We start from the raw sequence: 18,608 nt of genomic DNA on the forward strand, positions 1-18,608 counted from the left end.
TTGATCCTCATTCTTTGATTGCAATGTAGCGTTTAACTGGTAGCTTAAAGAGAGCCACTTTTAACTAATGGATGGATCCAGTTTGTCTTTGATTGATATCGGTGACCTGCATTTAAAAGACAGTGATGGAACGCGTCAGCAAGCGTTGTTTTTTGCTATTCGCAAGAAAATTGTTCAAGGATTGTGGGTGAAGAATGGGAAGTTGCCTTCTACGCGGAAGCTTTCACAAGCGCTTAATCTAAGTAGGAATACCGTGATTTCTGCTTACGAGCAGTTAGTGGCGGAAGGTTACTTGAACAGCCAAAAAGGTTCGGGTTTTTATGTTGCCGTAGAACTGCCGGAGCAGTACTTGCCTGAACCTAATTCAGTTCAGAGAGACTCATCACCGAAAACTCACTTTGATATCAACCTTGCATTTGCACCAGGTGTGCCGGATCTGGACGCTTTCCCGATGGCACAGTGGCAAAAGCTAGTTGCTCGCCACATGTCCCGCCCCTGCTTGTTGGGGAATCAAGATATTCAGGGTAGTTGGGCATTGCGCTGTGCTTTAGCTGACTACCTCGCATCAAGTCGTTCAGTGAATTGTTCCCCAGAGCGCATTATTATTACCTCTGGGGCGCAGCAAGCGTTGTCAATTGCGACGATGGTAGTGCTCAAACAAGGTGATAAGGTTCTGATGGAGCAACCAGGTTACGCGCAAATGCGGAAGTTGATTCAGTTCCAAAACTATCAATTTGAGCCTTTGTTCGTAAGAGAGAAATTAGGTTTTGATGTGGAAGCTGTGACCTCAAGCGATGCCGATGCGCTGTATATCACACCAAGTAATCAATATCCGATGGGGACCACACTCAATACCGAGCAAAGAGGAAAGATCATCAACTGGGCGGTCGAACAATCAAGTTGGATCATCGAGGACGATTATGACAGCGAATTTCAGTTTGCTCATCGTCCCTACACCAGCTTACAGGGGCTAGCCGCTCAAATGGGTCGAGATGATCGTGTGTTGTATGTGGGTTCCTTCAGTAAAGTAATGTTTAACGGATTGCGGCTTGGCTACCTTGTGGTTCCTGAACGTTTAGTAGAGCAATGTTTGGTGGTTAAAGATGCGTTAAGTGGTGATTCACCGACGCACACTCAAGAAGCGTTGGCAGATTTTATTACCGAGGGTGGGTTGTTGCGCCATATCCGAAAAATGCGCCGACTATATAAAACCAAGCATGAACAGGTGCATTTATCCATTCAACAGCATTTTGGCGACAGTGTTTGTGTCGTTAGCCAAGCTGCGGGGCTTCATATTACGTTGAAATGGCAAAACGGTATAGATGAGCTGCGTTTTACAAAACTGGCAGAGCATGAAGGGATCATCTTGCGACCTTTGAGCTATTATGAACATCCAGGTTTCCAAGCACGTCACTGGTATGGTGCCGTGCTTGGTTATGGCAATATCGCGTTAGAGAACATAGACGCTGGTATCCAACGTTTAGCCCAAATTTTTCGACATGGGAAACGGTGACTATTCAACTGCGCGTGTTTGTCGTTTATGTCGCCACTGTTTCCAAGGCAGTAAAAGTAGAGTGAAAATGCCAAGTGCATAAAACATTGACCAGCCTAAACATATAAAAACACCGGTACAAAGCAGTAGAGAAAGTCCCGCAAGCGCTTTACCAAACCCACGAAGCAATTTATAAGCGGCTAACATCGCCAACATGTAAACCAAAACGAATACACTATTTGCTAGTTTTAGGAAAAACTCCAGATCGAGCTGCGATAGCGTTCCTATCACGCAAGATATTAGCAGTACGCCGCCAACTAATAAGGTGGCTGAGAAAGGGACACCACGACGCGAAATCTTGGCTAGTGGGCTGTAAGGACGATGTTCCCGAGCTTGAGCCCAGACCATTCGCGCTAGGCTCTGTGTGTATAAGTTAACGCTCGCGAAACAAGCGGAGAATCCGATCAAACTGATTATCCATTTGGCCCCATCGCCAAGTAGTTGAGCACTCAACCATGGAATCGATGCATTATCGAATTGAGCATTACCATATGCACCAAACTTTAAAATAACAACAGAGCAAGCCCAGTACGTAGCTCCCGCTACAAAACAACCGACAATAATGGCAATAGGGAAATCTCTTTGAGGGTTTTTGAATTCTTCCCCCATATGAGCAAAAGCCTCTATGCCAACAAAACACCAGAACATCACGCCAAGCGCTGCGGTAATAGGCCAAATTGACTCTTGTGTGATAGCTGGCATCACGAGATCGGCGCTGTTAACGTCGCCTTTCCATAAAAATGTGCCAACAAGCGCAAAGACACTCAAAGCAATAAGAGTTTGTAAATGACCTGATGACTTAGTGCCCATCAAGTTGACGAACACAAGAAGTAATACCGTTAGAATTTGTGCAAACAGATTATTGCTAATAGGCTCTGGCAATATTTGCTGTAGAAAGCCTGCGGCGAGTGCAATCGCGGCCGGAACCCCTACCGGAATGACACTAACAAATAGCCAAGCTACACTACTTTCCAGCTTGGCGTTAAATGCTTTACGCACAAAAAATGCGGTTCCGCCCGCGTTGGGATATCGCTTGCCTAGCTGGGCAAAAGTCAGCGCAATAGGACAAATGGCGATGAATAATAAAATCCAGGCCCATAGTGAAAAATGACCCGCTATGCCTGCTGCAATAGCTGGTATCATAAAAAGCCCCGTTCCCATTAATGTTGTGGATAGTTGGGCGATACCGGATGTGAGTGAAATGTCTTTTTTGAGCTGTTCCATGCTAATTGATTCATCCAATGTTGTAGGGCTTATGACGAAAACGCTTGTGGCTTCTAATTATCTCATTTATTGGAGTTTAATGAGCCCGCTAGTGCGCTGAGTGCATAAGAAGCGTATTTGATTTCAATGCGTTATCGCTCTTTTATTTGAATGGATAACGGTGCTCATCTCATGCTTACCAAATAGCATATCCAAAATCTTAATAACAAAATGATTTACTGAGCCGTCAATATGACGGTTGTTTTAAATATTTCCAACAAAATGTTGGTTTCTTATGCAGTTAGAATCGGTATAGAATGAGAAAAATAAGGAAGGCTTGGTAAGTATATGGACAAGTTTGATCACAAGATTGTGGATCTTCTCCGACACAACGCTCGGCTGTCGGTGACTGAAATTGCGGATAAAGTGAACCTTTCTCGTTCTGCGGTGACGGCTCGTATTCGTAAGCTAGAACATGACAAAGTGATTCTCGGGTATCACGCTGAAATTGCCTCTTCAGGCGGGGACTCGATTTGTGCTTATTTTGCTCTAAAGTTCGATAAATCTACATCCACGTATTATTGCGAATCATATGCCGACGAACTATACAAAATCGATGGCGTAAAATGGTGCCATGCGATCAGTGGTGAAACGGATATGATGGTTTTTGTCGAAGTACCTACGATGACTCGTTTGAACGAAATCAGAGATCAAATTCAACGTTACCCAGAGCTAAGGCACCTCATGACTCATACCGTTTTAGCTGAGTTCTTTAATACGACTGGCAACCAGTTTGTGAAATAAGCATCATGGGTGCCATTATTTATTAAAACCTTCTTGAGCCAGTATGTTAAACAACATCAATTTGAATCTACTTAGGTCCTTGCATGTACTTTTAGAAGAGTGTCATGTCAGCCGAACTGCAGAACGTTTGCACATTACGCAGTCTGCGGTTAGCCGACAGCTTGCACAATTGCGCGATCTGTGTGGTGACCCACTGCTTATTCGTCAAGGTAATCAGCTGATACCAACCCCGCGAGCAATAGCATTAAAATCAAAGCTTGATGCGTTACTGGCTGAGTTTGACCATTTACTCGATGACAAACCTTTTGAGCCGCAACTGTGGCAAGGCGAGCTGGTTATTGCCTCAAGTGATTACGTGGCACAATACGTTTTGCCCGATATTGCATCTCACTTAGGTGAACAAGCACCACAATTGGATTTGGCATATCGACTGTGGCAACTAGATTTTATCGATAAGCTTCACGAGTTAGGAATCCATCTTGCTTCTTCTATGTATCCCACTCAGCCTGAAGGTGTATCTAGCATCAATATTGGTTCTGATAAGTCAGTTTGTTTGATGAAGGCGTCTCACCCTTTAGCTGGTAAGGCTTCGATTTCTATAGAGGACCTCATCAGTCATTCGCATATTCAAGTGACGGGTGGGGGAGACAAAGACTCAAGTACTGATATGGCACTAAAAGACAGGGGGCTGATGCGTCATGTTACCTTTAAAGTGCCTTTTTTCTCTGCGGCGGTAAACCGTTTGGTCTCAAGTGAGCACTTAATGGTAGTTCCGGAGCACATTGCAAATAATTTGGCCAAGCACTGGCCTTTGGTTCATAAAGCGCTTCCTTTTGAGACACCTACCCATGAATATTGGCTGATGTGGCATCCTAAATACGACAATGATCCAGCTCATCAGTGGGTGCGAGAGCAAATCCACGCGGTGATGAAAATATCGGAATACTCCATCCATTAAGTTATGATTTTAAATCATGACTTTTATGCGAAACTTTGATTTCAAATTATAGCTCTTCAATTGATAGATTGAGTTCAAATGGAGAGAGGTTATTTATGACACTAACAGTTTGGTTATCACTTTTTACCGTGTGTTTACTCGGCGCTATGTCACCTGGGCCTAGCCTAGCAATTGTGGCAAAACATGCTTTGGCTGGTGGACGCATCAATGGTTTGGCAACGGCTTGGGCACACGCTTTTGGAATTGGCGTTTATGCCTTTATCACGCTGATTGGCCTCGCTGTTGTTTTGCAGCAAAGCCCGATGTTGTTCAAGACGATCAGCCTTGCAGGCGCGGCATATCTTGCATATTTAGGGTTCAATGCGCTGCGTTCGAAAGGCGGTGTGGCGGCGAAGTTGGAGTCAGGCGAGGAAACAACGGTAAGCCAGTCTGCTCGAGAAGGTTTTTTTATCTCGATTTTAAGTCCTAAAATTGCTTTGTTTTTTATCGCATTATTCAGTCAGTTTGTAGCGCTAGGTAATGATTTGAGCAATCAAATGATCATTGTGGCTACACCATTTGTTGTGGACGGGCTTTGGTATACCTTTATCACCCTAGTGTTATCAAGCTCTAAAGTGGTGGACAGAATTCGTTCTAAAGCAGTGTTAATTGATCGTTTGTCAGGGATTGTTCTCATGCTATTGGCACTTCGAGTGGTCGTAACCGTATAAGTTTGCAAAGACAACAAAATATTAAAGGCAGCCCGGACGGCTGCCTTTTTCTGCTCTCAGTAAACCCTCATATAATTTACGTAATCTTGACGCTAAATGCAGCTAAAGTTAATACTATCAATAGTGTTACTTTGGTTCACATTATCATTTGTAGTAAGCGCAGCTTTCCAACGCACTGTTATAATTAGAACGAGAGCCACTTAACGTTAATACTAACAGTGTCGCATATTAAGTCGAGAATGCTTTATTGGGTAAAACGGACTTTCCTCTTACTTATCCTATGAAAGGGGTAGAGACTTCATGACCGTTTAGAAGGTGAGAGAGCAATATGCAAAGAATAGTAAATCTAGCTCTAGTAGTAATTTTGACCAGTGTTTGCAGCGTTGCTTGGATATTTCTTTCAACAAAGAGCATATGGGTGTTTTTTGAACTGTTTGTATTCACGATGCTTGGTTTTGGGCTTTTGTACGCGCTACTACAAAAGGTTGATCCTCAGCACTTTGACTTCGTTTTAAATCGCATAGAAGAAATAAAGAGAGAAGGCAGAGAAGCTTGCCAAAATGGGACCCCGAAAGAATCTAACCCATACTCTGGTGTTGATGGTGATTTGTGGGAGGCTGGCTACACAGCCTCTTACAATACAAAGATAAAACAATAAGCCGCTAGTTGCTTATTTGACGTTGTGCTTTTCAAAAAAAAGCACCCTGCCGTTGTAAAGACAGGGTGAAAGCAAGAAGTTTCTCAGGAGCAGTCGGGGGAGAGAAACTTATATAAATTCGATTTACTTATCGGCGAACCTCTTCGAACTCACCTTCAATCGCATCGGCTTTACCAGTATTGAATTCATACTCTTCATGCATTTCTTTCTGCATTTTCTTCACGCGCTTCTCAATACGCTTGCCTGTAATCAATGCTGCGATGGTCAACGGAATCGCAATGATCAAGCTAAATACTAATGTAAAAAAGCCCGTAATCAGTGCTAGTGCGGTAACAATAATCCGATTCATAATCATGACCTCTCTGTAATTTATGTGTTCAGATTAATGCTGTGAACATGAACAAAACATGAATGATAGTCTTCACTTTGTCCGGAGAGTGTCAAATGAGCGAAATGAAAAAACGCCTGAGGGTGATCAGGCGTATAAACGGGGAAAAATATTAGTAATGCGCTTCGCGCTTATTATTTAGAACAAATATGAGATATTGTCCGTTACGCTATGTGGTTAACGTTGTGGAGCAAAGTTCACCTATCGAGGGAATGTTTGGTAACGAACACCCATCATTTGTTCCATACAGTGCACAACTTGGCAGCTGTAACCGAATTCGTTGTCGTACCAGATGTAAAGTACGCAACGTTTGTCTTGTGCGATAGTCGCTTGACCATCCACGACGCCTGCATGGCGAGAACCAACTAAGTCAGTTGATACAATTTCTGTTGAATCGGTGTAGTCAATCTGTGCCGAAAGCTCAGAGTTCAACGCCATTTCACGCAAGTAATCGTTCAGTGAATCACGGTCTACGTCTTCACCTAAGTTTAGGTTAGCGACTGCCATCGAAACGTTTGGTGTCGGTACGCGAATTGCGTTACCTGTTAGCTTACCAGCTAGCTCTGGCAGTGCTTTTGCTACTGCTTTAGCTGCGCCAGTTGAAGTTAGAACCATGTTCAGAGAAGCACTACGTCCACGGCGGTCACCAGAGTGGAAATTGTCGATCAAGTTTTGGTCGTTTGTGTATGAGTGCACGGTTTCGATGTGACCAGAAAGGACACCATATTTATCATTCAGCGCTTTAAGAACCGGCGTGATTGCGTTTGTGGTACAGCTCGCTGCAGAGATGATGGTGTCATCTTCTTGAATAACTGATTCATTTACACCGAATACAACGTTTTTGATATCGCCTTTACCTGGTGCCGTTAGCAGCACTTTCTCTGCACCTTGACACGCTAAGTGTTGGCTTAGGCCTTCAGAATCACGCCAAACACCTGTGTTATCAACAACAAGCGCGTTGTTAATACCGTAAGCAGAGTAGTCCACTTCGCTTGGATTGTTTGCGTAGATGATTTGGATGTAGTTACCGTTAACGATCAGAGCTTTACGTTCCTCATCGATCACGATGCTACCGTTGAACTGACCATGGACTGAGTCACGACGCAGTAAGCTAGCACGCTTCTCTAAATCGCCTTTTTTACCGCCACGAACCACAATCGCTCGTAGTCGTAGTGGGTAACCTGGGCCACTTTTCTCGATCAGAAGGCGAGTTAGTAGTCGACCAATGCGACCAAAACCGTAAAGAACTACATCACGCGCTTTCAATGAAGAGTCTGCATCGCGTGCGCCATCAAGTGCAGTGATAAGGAAATCATTTAGAGACGCAGTATCGTCATGCTCATTCCAGTACTTAGTTGCCAATTGGCCAACATCGACACGACACGAAGAAATGCTCATTTCACATAGCGCTTGAATGATAGGCATTGTGTGCTCAAGTGAGAGTGGGCTGCCTGTATAACGTCTTGCAACGCGATGAGTTTTGAGAATGTCTATAGTAGTAGCATTGATAAGCGTTTTACCAAACAGAACCACTTCGATTCCTTTTTGACGATATAGCTTACCAATTAGAGGGGAAATAGATTCAGCAATCGTTTGGCTAGTTTGCCAGTCTTGGAGATATTTCTCTGGACTCATTGTTGTATTAGACCTTTCACGTTTTGGGGGCTAACCATACTCTCTGCTGTTGCCTCTTCGGCAGCGTGCAAGAGTGTGGTGGGTTATGTAATCGGGTTGTAATAGTTATGTGTGCGGATTCTAAGGTCGGAGCCCTTATTCTGCTAGGAAAATTAAATCCAGTGTAAAACACTAGTTAAGGTCGTGTTAGTGGTGAATTAATGTGACTAAAGCGGTGGTTTTCACGTATTGACATTTAAAAAGTCATCCACTTTTTTCGCGATGATAATGTGTGTTTTCAAATTAGTTTTGTTGTCACTGTGAATTCGTTTGCATTTTTGTGTGATTTGTCTCGATAAGGCAACGAAATGGGTGAACATATGGTTTGGAATTTTATGAAAAGTGATGTGCATCTTAGGTATGAGTGAAACTTAACTGTTTGAACTCAGCTTGAAGATCAAAAAGTATGATTCGAGTCACAATTACCATTTCATTGACCGATGGCGAAATAAGCGGAATGACCATGGTTTTGGTAGGTGAATGTTGTTTTAAAGTAACCATGTCGTATATGCCTTTCAATGCTAGAAACTAGTCTAGTATTAAATAATCGGATGAGATCAACCATTGGGCTGATGGATGTTGAGATTATCAATAAAAACACGCTTAGCACTCCTCGCACTATTACCCACGGTGGTGATAGTGGTTTTTGCAGTTCAGCAGTTTTCTGACAATGCGTTGCGCGTAAGCCGTCTCAATCAAACGGTAATCAATATCCAAGGTTTCCAGTTGATATCCCAAGCCTCTCATTTTATATACTCCATAGAGAAAGCACGCCGCCAGCCTACGCTTCAAGCATCAGCCGCACTTAATATAGAAGAACAAGACGGTGTTATTTCTTCCATGCATCAAAAATTCGTCAGTAACCCCAATACCGCTGAATATGCTGATGAGCTGAAAGAGGCCATGCTAGGGGTATTATCCGGTAGGTTGGACGAGATGGATGACCTTGGCGATTGGGCATTTCAACTGCTTCAAAATATGTCGCGCTCTTTGCTACAAAATCATCAGTGGTATGGCAGTGAGGACGGTATTCGAATGCAGAATTTTATTGCTTACCTTGCTCAGCTGTCTTTTTGGACACAGAAAGAAGCCTGGTTGACACATCGCCTAGTTCAAGATCCTAAGAGTCGGTTGAGTCAGAGTCTGTTTTTTCAGGCTATTGATCGACAGCAGCAAAATTTGGATGCGTTTTTAAATTTAGGAGGGTCATACGATCAAGTTGATAAATTGCTAGGCTTGTTTACGTCGCCGAGATATCAGAGAAATTTGGCATCTCGTGGGCGATTAATGTCAGGGGACATGTCACGTAGTGACTATGAAGCGTATTTGAGAGAACTCGATTTCCGTGTGCAACGCTTGCAAGTACTCATTGATGGGTTCACGAAACAAACTGAGCAGTCGCTCCTAACACAAGTTCATGAACAAAAGACCAATATTGCGATGATTACCTCTGGCGTTATTTTGGTTATCGTAATGCTTTGCTGGCTTGGCTTTGGCACTTGGTTCCGGGTTAATAGCAAACTAGATGCGATTATTCATACCTTAACGGCGCCGATCAACGATGAAGAGAAACAGACGAAAGTCAAAGTCGATGGCAGTGATGAACTGACGATTTTCGCTCAGCAAGTGAATCGAGTGGTTGAAGAAAAGCAGAGACAAACAGACGAAATACTCCATGCTAAAGAGTCAGCAGTGTCTGCTAATCGCGCTAAATCAGTATTTCTTGCCAACATGTCGCATGAAATACGTACCCCCCTAAACGGTATTATGGGCATGACGGAGATACTCTCTCAAAGCGAGTTATCTTCCCATCAACAAGAAGTCGTTGATGACATTGACTCTTCATCTCAAACATTACTTACCTTGCTTAACGATATTTTGGATCTTTCTAAAATCGAATCTGGTCGACTGGAGTTGTCGTTAGTCGAGGCCGATATCCGAGAGGTGGTGTACCAGTCGATGGTTTTATTTCAATCCAAAGCCACATCTAAACAGCTAGAGCTGGGGATTAACTTAGCTGAAAAGATTCCAACTCGAGTGATGGTTGATGATCATCGAATCAAGCAGGTCATCACGAATCTGGTATCGAATGCGGTCAAGTTTACCGAAAGCGGTCATATACATGTTGATGTCAGTTATGACGAGTTACCGGAGAACGAGCGCGGAACGCTGATGTTTAAAGTCGAAGATACCGGGATAGGCATTGAACAAGATAAGTTAACGACGATTTTTGAACCCTTTACTCAGGAAGATGAAGGGGTGTCGAGGCAGTTCGGCGGAACGGGACTGGGATTGGCAATTTGTCGTCAACTGGTATCCATGATGGGAGGGCAGCTTATAGCGACATCCACAAAAGGAGTGGGCACATGCTTTGAATTCTCTATTGAGGTTGATGTTATTCCGGTGTTTGGCTGGCGCTCGGACGTGATAAATAAAGGGATCTTGATCTGCACAAATTACGATTACGCTGATCAACTTTTGAAAGAGTGTCGATTAGCGAAAATCAATCTCTTTGGTGCGAATAATGTTAATGAAGTAAAAGCAATAAACGATGACTTTGATGTCATATTTCTGTGCCATAGTGACGACTCCAATACGGATGAAGTCTTAGATGAATTGTCACTCAAATATGATCTTCGTCGTGTGATTATTTGTCAGCATCATCTATCCACTCCCTACGACAATGCAGAAAGAGTACATGCTGTACTCACATTGCCTTTTCTTGGCAATCGATTTAAGCATGTCATTGACGATTTAGCGAAGGTAGAAAAAAACATTTCAAGTGACGCTGTCACTAATGGTGTTCCAAAGTATGAATATCGAACGTCGCGCTCTCACAGGAGGATCTTAATCGCGGAGGATAACTTGATGAATCAGAAAATCGCGAGTTTCTTTCTGGATAAAGCAGGATATGACTATTTGATAACAAGCAATGGACAAGAAGCGTTGGAAGCCATCACAAAGGGAGAAGAATTCGATGCAATTTTAATGGATTGTATGATGCCGGTGATGGATGGACTGACCGCGACGAAAGAAATTCGTCGTTGGGAAAAGAAAGCCGGGCGTGAGAAAACGACCATTATTGCGCTCACCGCGAGTGTTTTGGAAGAAGACATTCACAACTGTTTTGCTGCAGGTATGGATGCTTATTTACCTAAGCCTTATAAATCGAATCAGCTATTTGAGCTCTTCAATGAATTAAAACTCGCCTAAATCGATAACATTTCAAGACGATAAAGCCCCAATCAAAGGGGCTTTATTTTAACCATGTATTGTTATGCGTTTGCTTGAGCGCCAGCGAGTTTACGTATGGTTTGTCGATAGGTTAGGTAAGCGGAAATGCCCGCCAGAATGTTGCCCATACAAGCGCCTAAAAGTAGACCTCGGATTCCCCCCATTTGAGCGCCAACCCATAAGCAAGGAAGGAAAAAGACAAACAAGCGTAGCGCTGAAATGGTGAGCGCGGTGTAAGACTTACCTAATGCATTGCAAAGAGAAACCATCAACATACATACACCTAGTGAACCTAAGCTGATAGGAACAATCAGCAAATGCATTTCTAATACTTGCTCTACTTGAACATCACTGGTCATCAGTAGTGCAAGTGGGTTTGCGACGACAAACGTAATGGCTGCGATCAAAAGTTGAAAGCCCAGAATGAATTTTACGGCAATACTGACTAGCGATTGGATATCTTGGTAGTTCTTTGCGCCAAGTAAGCGCCCGACCATTGGGGGCATAGACATTGTCAGCGCTAACACCGAAACGATAGCAAAGAATTCGTAGCGTGAACCGAGCGCCCAAGCGGCGACTGCTGCGGTCCCGAAGCTTGCCAACAACTTTGTTGCTAACATGGACGACAACGGAGGCAGCAGTTGGCTGATCATCGCAGGTCCCATGATGTTACCGATAGACGCAACACTTTTAGCTACGTTGAGGTCTTGCCACTGCGTTGTTGCCCAGTGGTTCTTCTTCACGCGAGGCGCGACGACTAAAATACCAAACCCAAAAGCAACGATGGTTGCTATTGCGGCTCCGTTAACACCCAAGTCAAACGTGAAAATAAATAGTGGATCGAGCACAAGGTTCACGCCGCTGGTTACCATCATCATTGTGCCAGGCAACATGGTGTTGCCGTTAGCTCGGCAAATACTGTAGTAAAAATATAAAACCGCGCCAGTCCATGAACTTAGCAGCCACCAAGGCCAGTAGCTGTCGATAATCGGCATCACAGATTCTGGAGCACTTAATAGAGATAAAATGGGGTAGCGCAAAAGCCAAATTAGCCCTCCAAAAACGGCTACACCGATTGAGCCAATCATCAAAACTAAGCCACCGAGCTGTTTGGCATAACGACTTTCATTCGCACCAAGCGCTTTAGAAATGACAGCGGTCGTGGCGATACCTAAACCGACTTGAATGCCGATAATGACCATTTGCAACGGAAGAGTAAAACCTTGAGCGGCCAAAGGTAAAACGCCGAGCTGACCGATAAACGCACTATCTACAAGCTGAAAGCTCATTAAAGATAGAACGCCAAATAGCATTGGCCAAGTCATCGTAAATAATTGTTTTGCAAGTGTTGGTTGTGTACTTGTCGTAGTTGAGGACATAGAAAGCTGAATGCGTTAGGAATAAGAGTTGGATTGATTGTACACGGCGCTTAGTTTAGAGACAAAAATAAACCCCGAGTAAGGTAGCTTTACTCGGGGTTGGAAAATCTAGCTTAAGCGTTTATTTTTTGCCGCTAGTTTGCTTGTCTTCTTCAGTCAGTTCACGAATACGACGGCTGATGTCACGACGTGCTTTAGAGATTTCTGCACTTTTGATGATGTGGTCATCAACACGATCTTCGTAGTCTGCTTTCATATTTTTGATGATTGCGACGATTTCATCGTGAGTCATTTCTGGTTTGATGTAATCTAGAAGGTTTTCTAGAAGGTCAACACGTTTGCGGTTATCACGAACTTTCTTTTCGTTATCAAGCAGCTCACGTTTTAGTTTGTTTTTACGACGAGCTTGGTTAACGATTTCAAATACGCTACTCATAGTTCTCTTTCCTAATTTTATGAATATCTTCCTCGATTAAAGCACAACATCCAGTGGCATAACAGTCTTTAGATCAATCACAACGCAGAGTTGAACATTTCTCAACCAATTGCGATGTGTCCACATAATCACGCTTCTTTAATCGAGTTTTGGGCAACATCGTAGAATCCATCGATGCATTGTCATAACGTGGCCTTCACTATATTATCAACACCATTGAATGCAAAATGATGAACTTGATATGGACTCTGGGAACACTGCGGAGCAAGTAAGTAGTCAAGATAATGAGCAAGCCACTCGCGCTGTGGCTGAAAAGTTAAAAACAGCGTATATCAACGCTCGCGAGCAACTCGAAATCATCGAAGTTGAGCTGAATCGTTCAAAAATAATGATGGTTGATCAAGATGGCAATTTGACGAAAGTGCCAATTCTCTCGGAGCATTGATACCTGACCCGATTCGCAAAGGGTGCCAGGTCTTGCGCTATGCTTTAGCCTGACACCGACACCTGAATCGCTAACGTTTCTTGCATCTCTTTGCCAATGTATGATGCATGATTTCGAAGCGATTTAGGTACCAAGTCAAATGCAAAAATAATAAGGAAATGCATTATGAAAGTTGAGCTAACGGCAATTGAAGCACGAGTCATTGGTTGCTTGATCGAAAAAGAAGTCACCACCCCAGATCTTTACCCCCTCAGCCTAAACGCATTAACCAACGCGTGTAATCAAAAAAGCAACCGTGATCCCGTAATGTCGCTCTCTGAGTCAGACGTTCTCGATGCCGTTGATACTCTAATTGAGCGTAGGCTCGTTAGTGACGAAAGTGCGTTTAACAGCCGTGTTAGCAAGTATCAGCACCGTTTCTGTAATACGGAGTTTGGTGATTTAAAACTGACAGAACAAGAGAAGGGAATCGTGTGCTGTATGCTTTTGCGTGGTGCTCAAACGCCTGGGGAAATTCGCACTCGTACCAATCGTCTCGCGACATTTCATGATGTAAAAGAAGTTGAAACAGTTTTGGAGCACTTAGCAAGCGAAGAAAAAGGACCATTGGTGGTCAAGTTACCACGTGAAGCCGGGAAGCGAGAATCACGCTATATGCATTTGTTCTGTGGCGACGTTGACGTCTCTGAGCTCGCAGTGCCAGTGTCAGCGGCTGGCTCTAATTCTGATCGAGTCAGCCAGTTAGAGCTCGAAGTTGCTCAGCTTAAAGAAGAGCTCGATGAGCTTAAAGCTAAGGTCGAGTCACTACTTTCATGATTGAAAATACAGCGCAGCGTTGGAGTGTCTATTTGATACGAAATAACCGCAATGCGCTGTATTGCGGTGTCACAAACAATGTTGAACGAAGATTCAATCAGCACCAAACGGGCAAAGGAGCGAAAGCTTTAAAAGGAAAAGGTCCCTTGGTATTAGAGTGGTCTTCGGATTTTGATTCAAAGACGCTTGCCATGCGGGCTGAGTATTATATTAAGCAACTAACAAAAGCTAAGAAAGAGCTACTTGTTACGTCAAAAGCAAGTATTGTCGTTGATGAAAATCAGCAGATGATGTTAGAAATGGCTTTATCGAAATAAGCGTTCGCGACATGCCGAATAACAAAGAAACCGTCCACTGAGGCGGTTTCTTTTTAGTTTTGGAGTACCATGTAAGAACAAACTGACGCATAATGGGTTGGTGTTCTGTTTAAACACTCAGAGTATGAAAAGGAGAACTGATATTTTGTGACCTTGTAATTAGGTACACAATAAACGTTTGTTCGTTCCAACTCAGACTAAGAGCCAATTTATTATTGAAACAGGCACTCAGAGGAAGGTAGATTACAAGAGTAAAGGATGACTCGGCTAGGTAACGAATAGAGCTGAATTAGGCTCATAAAAAGCTAAAAGAGCAGTAGATGAAAAAAGCGTTAGTATTCTCCCTGATGTCAATGGCCACTGTCGCGCCGATAGCGCAAGCCACTCAAGTCCTCAATGGGTATTGGGCGTATCAAGAATTTTTAGACCAGTTTCCAGAACAGAAGCAGTTAACGAATGCGTTGGCTGACGCCGTGCGAGAGACTCCTGTTCCGGTTGAAAGAGACAAAAAGCGTCCGTTAAAAATTTCTGTGGTTTATCCAGGCCAACAGATTTCGGATTATTGGATTCGAAATATAGACGCATTTGAACAGCGTTTAGATAAACTCGATATCGACTATCAACTTAATCAAGTATTTACCCGTCCCAACGCAGATATTAAGCAACAAAGTTTGTCTTTAATGGAAGCGCTGAAGAGCAACTCCGATTATCTGATTTTCACTCTCGATACCACTAGGCATCGTAAGTTTGTTGAACACGTCTTAGACTCAAAGAAAACCAAGTTGATCTTACAAAATATCACTACACCGGTAAGAGATTGGGAGGATCACCAACCGTTCCTTTATGTTGGTTTTGATCATGCTGAAGGCAGCCGTGAGCTTGCAGTGGAGTTTGGTAAGCGTTTTCCAAAACAGAGCCATTATAGTGTGCTCTACTTTTCAGAAGGGTATATCAGCGATATCAGAGGCAACACCTTTATCAATCAAGTCAACCGTGATAACAACTTTGAACTACAATCTGCTTATTATACCAAAGCGACAAAGCAGTCTGGGTATGAAGCAGCAAAAGCGAGTTTGGAAAAATACCCTGACGTCGATTTTATTTATGCGTGTTCTACAGATGTTGCGCTAGGTGCTGTTGATGCGCTGAAAGAGTTAGGGCGTGATGATGTCATGATCAACGGCTGGGGTGGCGGCTCTGCAGAATTAGAAGCGCTTTCGAAAGGGGAGTTAGACGTTACTGTTATGCGTATGAACGATGATACTGGCATTGCAATGGCAGAAGCGATTAAGTGGGATCTTGAAGGGAAACCCGTTCCAACCGTTTATTCTGGTGATTTTGAAGTCGTCACGAAATCTGATTCTCCAGAAAGAATTGAAGCATTAAGAAAACGCGCATTTAGATACTCAGACAATTGATGACAACTACATCAAAAACAAGAAAGCGTCGCTCATTGTCGACGCTTATTACGAAAATAATCATTCTCGTACTTGCTCCGATCATTTTAGGTATCTTCGTTCAGAGTTATTACTTCTCGAAGCAAATTATTTGGCAGGAAGTCGACAGAACTAAGCAACAGACGTCAGCGCTGATTCTTAATATTTTTGATAGCCATTTTGCTGCGATTCAGATTCATCACAACAGTAACTCGAAGAGTGATGTTGTTTTAGATTTTTATACAGAACGGGATGAAGAAGCTCTCAATTACTTTTTCATGAGTATTGACCAGAGTGATCCTTCCCATACGCCAGAATTTCGCTTTCTCACCGATCATCAAGGCATTATTTGGGACGATGGGAATGCGCATTTCTATGGCATCAATAACTTGATTCTCAATGATCTCGCGAGCCAAGTGACTTTTAGCAACAATTGGTATTACCTCCCTTCAGATACCCCAATGGGAACTCGCCATCTGTTACTGCGTCGTGTACCGGTTTTACAACCTAAAACCGGTGAAGTGATGGGGTATTCTTACAATGTTGTTGTTCTAGATAACAACTTCGGGTTGATGGAAAGACTAAAAAACGAAGGGAACGTTGATAATGTTGTTTTGGTGGCCAACGATACGCCACTAGCCAGCTCACTAGTCGGAGATGAAGCGTACAAGATATTTGATGTTCTGAAGCGGCGAGAGTCTCAGCAAAAGCTTGACCAGTTGTTGATCATTAAAACCCCTATCGAAGTCAATGCTGCCACGACGGATTTGTGTTTGCTAACCGTGCAAGACAATCAGAGTGTTGTGACACTGCAAATCCAGCACCTTTTGGCGATGTTGGCTTCAGTTATCGGGATGGTGATGATTGCGTTGATGACCAAAGAGTGGATTGAGAATCGAGTCGTCGAAGAGCTTGGTTCGTTGATGGCATACACTCGTTCGGCTCGTGAAGAAAAAGGGTTCGAACGATTTGGCGGATCGGATATCGAGGAGTTCGATCATATTGGTTCGACACTAGAAAACACCTTTGAAGAGCTGGAAGCGCAAAAGCGTTCATTCCGCGATCTGTTTAACTTTGCGTTATCGCCGATTATGGTGTGGTCAGAGTCTGGCGTACTCATCCAAATCAATCCGGCAGCCCGAAAAGAATTGGTCATGGAAAACGACATTGAAACCATGCACCCAGTGTTTAAAGGCTTCAAAGAAAAGTTGATGCCGCACCTGCGAATGGCAGCTCAAGGAGCCACATTAACTGGCGTCAATGTACCAATTGGAGACAAGGTATATCGCTGGAACTTATCGCCGATTCGAGTGGATGGTGATATCAGCGGTATCATTGTTCAAGGTCAGGATATTACGACGCTTATTGAAGCGGAAAAACAAAGTAACTTGGCACGCAAAGAGGCAGAAAAATCCGCCCAAGCACGTGCCGATTTTCTGGCTAAAATGAGCCATGAAATCCGAACGCCAATCAATGGCATTCTGGGAGTTGCTCAATTATTAAAAGACTCGGTCGAAACGGAAGAGCAGAATAACCAAATTGATGTACTCCGACATAGCGGTGAGCACTTACTTGCTGTTTTGAATGATATTTTGGATTTTTCGAAGATTGAGCAGGGTAAGTTTAATATTCAAAAGCACCCGTTTTCGTTCACTGACACGATTCGAACGTTAGAAAACATTTATCGTCCAATTTGCGAAAATAAAGGCGTTAACCTCGTCATTGAAAACAAGATTGATCCCAATGTTGAAATCTTTACTGACCAAGTTCGTCTGAACCAAATTTTATTCAACTTAGTCAGTAACTCAGTCAAGTTTACCCCCTCGGGCAGCGTACGCTTGCATGCTGAACTGGAGCAGTTCTACGGCGCCGAAAATAGTGTGTTGGTAGTGGAAATTACGGATACGGGCATCGGCATAGAGCCCGATAAGCTCGACCAAATGTTCGAACCTTTCGTTCAAGAGGAAGCAACGACCACTCGAGAATACGGTGGAAGTGGCTTGGGACTGACCATTGTGAAAAGCCTCGTCGATATGCTGGAAGGTGACGTTCAAGTACGTAGTCAAAAAGGTTTAGGCACGACCTTTGTTATTACAATGCCAGTGAAAGATCGTGAGCGAGTGCTCACCCCTCTTGATTCAGGCTTGAGAGTTAAACCTGGTGAGTTATTCGCAGAGAGTCTAAAAGTACTGTTGGTAGAAGATAACCATACTAATGCTTTCATTCTCAAAGCATTTTGTAACAAGTACAAAATGCAGGTTGATTGGGCAAAAGATGGATTGGAAGCGATGGAGTTCTTAAAAGATCATACTTACGATTTGATTTTGATGGACAACCAACTGCCGCATCTTGGAGGAATTGAAACAACCAAAGAGATCCGACAGAAGCTGAAGTTAGGCACGCCAATTTATGCTTGTACTGCCGATACGGCGAAAGAAACCAGTGATGCGTTTATGGAGGCGGGCGCGAATTACGTATTGCTCAAACCGATTAAAGAAAATGCGCTCCATGAAGCCTTTGTTGACTTCAAGCAGCGATTCTTAATTGAACGAACGTGATGAACTCATTCGCTATGAGCCTCAATTGATAATTCAATCG

General features: G+C 43.4%; 16 protein-coding genes. 11 read left to right on the forward strand and 5 right to left on the reverse strand.

Going from position 1 to position 18,608, the window contains the following annotated elements; translation table 11 throughout:
- Window positions 1–67: 67 nt before the first annotated feature.
- A complete protein-coding gene (gene pdxR, locus ACWYVB_RS10700) occupies window positions 68–1,513 on the forward strand; it encodes a MocR-like pyridoxine biosynthesis transcription factor PdxR (RefSeq protein WP_104970543.1) in 1,446 nt (481 codons plus the stop codon).
- Here pdxR and yjeH read toward each other — a convergent pair whose 3' ends face one another.
- Window positions 1,514–2,776, reverse strand: a complete 1,263-nt coding sequence (yjeH, locus tag ACWYVB_RS10705; RefSeq protein WP_006741172.1) for an L-methionine/branched-chain amino acid transporter — start codon at window positions 2,774–2,776, stop codon at window positions 1,514–1,516.
- 327 nt (window positions 2,777–3,103) lie between these two features.
- Here yjeH and ACWYVB_RS10710 point away from each other — a divergent pair, with 327 nt between their 5' ends.
- The 4 genes from ACWYVB_RS10710 to ACWYVB_RS10725 all read left to right on the forward strand — a co-directional run bounded on the left by ACWYVB_RS10710 (window position 3,104) and on the right by ACWYVB_RS10725 (window position 5,885).
- Entirely contained in the window at window positions 3,104–3,559 is a 456-nt protein-coding gene (locus ACWYVB_RS10710) for an Lrp/AsnC family transcriptional regulator (protein ID WP_005396378.1), read from the forward strand.
- 43 nt (window positions 3,560–3,602) lie between these two features.
- Window positions 3,603–4,517, forward strand: a complete 915-nt coding sequence (locus ACWYVB_RS10715; protein ID WP_065646227.1) for a LysR family transcriptional regulator — start codon at window positions 3,603–3,605, stop codon at window positions 4,515–4,517.
- 95 nt (window positions 4,518–4,612) lie between these two features.
- Entirely contained in the window at window positions 4,613–5,227 is a 615-nt protein-coding gene (locus tag ACWYVB_RS10720) for a LysE family translocator (protein WP_048624827.1), read from the forward strand.
- A gap of 418 nt (window positions 5,228–5,645) precedes the next feature.
- Complete coding sequence (locus ACWYVB_RS10725) at window positions 5,646–5,885, forward strand: hypothetical protein (protein WP_317411391.1); 240 nt, start codon at window positions 5,646–5,648, stop codon at window positions 5,883–5,885.
- 127 nt (window positions 5,886–6,012) lie between these two features.
- Here ACWYVB_RS10725 and ACWYVB_RS10730 read toward each other — a convergent pair whose 3' ends face one another.
- Together ACWYVB_RS10730 and ACWYVB_RS10735 are read right to left on the reverse strand one after the other, a co-directional pair.
- Window positions 6,013–6,234: a hypothetical protein gene (locus ACWYVB_RS10730; RefSeq protein ID WP_005397748.1), complete on the reverse strand. Its 222-nt coding sequence runs from the start codon at window positions 6,232–6,234 to the stop codon at window positions 6,013–6,015.
- 240 nt (window positions 6,235–6,474) lie between these two features.
- On the reverse strand, window positions 6,475–7,908 hold the full coding sequence (locus tag ACWYVB_RS10735) for a glyceraldehyde-3-phosphate dehydrogenase (RefSeq protein ID WP_006741169.1): 1,434 nt from the start codon (window positions 7,906–7,908) through the stop codon (window positions 6,475–6,477).
- Window positions 7,909–8,523: 615 nt separating this feature from the next.
- Between ACWYVB_RS10735 and ACWYVB_RS10740 the strand changes: the two genes are divergently transcribed.
- A complete protein-coding gene (locus ACWYVB_RS10740) occupies window positions 8,524–11,160 on the forward strand; it encodes an ATP-binding protein (RefSeq protein WP_457528920.1) in 2,637 nt (878 codons plus the stop codon).
- 62 nt (window positions 11,161–11,222) lie between these two features.
- Here the strand turns inward: ACWYVB_RS10740 and ACWYVB_RS10745 are convergent, their stop codons facing one another.
- Complete coding sequence (locus tag ACWYVB_RS10745) at window positions 11,223–12,560, reverse strand: MATE family efflux transporter (protein ID WP_317411389.1); 1,338 nt, start codon at window positions 12,558–12,560, stop codon at window positions 11,223–11,225.
- Between the two features lie 121 nt (window positions 12,561–12,681).
- Window positions 12,682–12,996: a DUF496 family protein gene (locus ACWYVB_RS10750; protein WP_005373603.1), complete on the reverse strand. Its 315-nt coding sequence runs from the start codon at window positions 12,994–12,996 to the stop codon at window positions 12,682–12,684.
- Between the two features lie 241 nt (window positions 12,997–13,237).
- Between ACWYVB_RS10750 and ACWYVB_RS10755 the strand changes: the two genes are divergently transcribed.
- From ACWYVB_RS10755 to luxQ, 5 genes are all read left to right on the forward strand, one after another.
- Window positions 13,238–13,441, forward strand: coding sequence for a hypothetical protein (locus tag ACWYVB_RS10755; RefSeq protein ID WP_317411388.1), 204 nt, complete (start codon window positions 13,238–13,240; stop codon window positions 13,439–13,441).
- A 165-nt stretch (window positions 13,442–13,606) separates the two neighbouring features.
- On the forward strand, window positions 13,607–14,257 hold the full coding sequence (locus ACWYVB_RS10760) for a YceH family protein (protein WP_074190483.1): 651 nt from the start codon (window positions 13,607–13,609) through the stop codon (window positions 14,255–14,257).
- On the forward strand, window positions 14,254–14,574 hold the full coding sequence (locus ACWYVB_RS10765) for a GIY-YIG nuclease family protein (RefSeq protein ID WP_012842363.1): 321 nt from the start codon (window positions 14,254–14,256) through the stop codon (window positions 14,572–14,574). The genes ACWYVB_RS10760 and ACWYVB_RS10765 overlap by 4 nt, the downstream gene beginning before the upstream one ends.
- A 320-nt stretch (window positions 14,575–14,894) precedes the next feature.
- Window positions 14,895–15,992: an autoinducer 2-binding periplasmic protein LuxP gene (locus ACWYVB_RS10770; RefSeq protein ID WP_074190484.1), complete on the forward strand. Its 1,098-nt coding sequence runs from the start codon at window positions 14,895–14,897 to the stop codon at window positions 15,990–15,992.
- A complete protein-coding gene (luxQ, locus tag ACWYVB_RS10775; protein WP_256936446.1) occupies window positions 15,992–18,568 on the forward strand; it encodes a quorum-sensing autoinducer 2 sensor kinase/phosphatase LuxQ in 2,577 nt (858 codons plus the stop codon). The genes ACWYVB_RS10770 and luxQ overlap by 1 nt, the downstream gene beginning before the upstream one ends.
- Window positions 18,569–18,608: the final 40 nt, after the last annotated feature.

It is taken from the genome of Vibrio sp. JZG10, from assembly GCF_054064075.1.

Bases quoted from the DNA above. Each gene is read 5' to 3' on its own strand.
- ACWYVB_RS10715 (WP_065646227.1), top strand. From the start codon at position 3,603: ATGTTAAACAACATCAATTTGAATCTACTTAGGTCCTTGCATGTACTT.
- ACWYVB_RS10765 (WP_012842363.1), top strand. From the start codon at position 14,254: ATGATTGAAAATACAGCGCAGCGTTGGAGTGTCTATTTGATACGAAAT.
- ACWYVB_RS10730 (WP_005397748.1), bottom strand. From the start codon at position 6,234: ATGAATCGGATTATTGTTACCGCACTAGCACTGATTACGGGCTTTTTT.
- ACWYVB_RS10740 (WP_457528920.1), top strand. From the start codon at position 8,524: ATGTTGAGATTATCAATAAAAACACGCTTAGCACTCCTCGCACTATTA.
- yjeH (WP_006741172.1), bottom strand. From the start codon at position 2,776: ATGGAACAGCTCAAAAAAGACATTTCACTCACATCCGGTATCGCCCAA.
- ACWYVB_RS10770 (WP_074190484.1), top strand. From the start codon at position 14,895: ATGAAAAAAGCGTTAGTATTCTCCCTGATGTCAATGGCCACTGTCGCG.
- ACWYVB_RS10710 (WP_005396378.1), top strand. From the start codon at position 3,104: ATGGACAAGTTTGATCACAAGATTGTGGATCTTCTCCGACACAACGCT.
- ACWYVB_RS10755 (WP_317411388.1), top strand. From the start codon at position 13,238: ATGGACTCTGGGAACACTGCGGAGCAAGTAAGTAGTCAAGATAATGAG.
- ACWYVB_RS10760 (WP_074190483.1), top strand. From the start codon at position 13,607: ATGAAAGTTGAGCTAACGGCAATTGAAGCACGAGTCATTGGTTGCTTG.
- ACWYVB_RS10720 (WP_048624827.1), top strand. From the start codon at position 4,613: ATGACACTAACAGTTTGGTTATCACTTTTTACCGTGTGTTTACTCGGC.
- ACWYVB_RS10735 (WP_006741169.1), bottom strand. From the start codon at position 7,908: ATGAGTCCAGAGAAATATCTCCAAGACTGGCAAACTAGCCAAACGATT.
- ACWYVB_RS10750 (WP_005373603.1), bottom strand. From the start codon at position 12,996: ATGAGTAGCGTATTTGAAATCGTTAACCAAGCTCGTCGTAAAAACAAA.
- ACWYVB_RS10745 (WP_317411389.1), bottom strand. From the start codon at position 12,560: ATGTCCTCAACTACGACAAGTACACAACCAACACTTGCAAAACAATTA.
- pdxR (WP_104970543.1), top strand. From the start codon at position 68: ATGGATGGATCCAGTTTGTCTTTGATTGATATCGGTGACCTGCATTTA.
- luxQ (WP_256936446.1), top strand. From the start codon at position 15,992: ATGACAACTACATCAAAAACAAGAAAGCGTCGCTCATTGTCGACGCTT.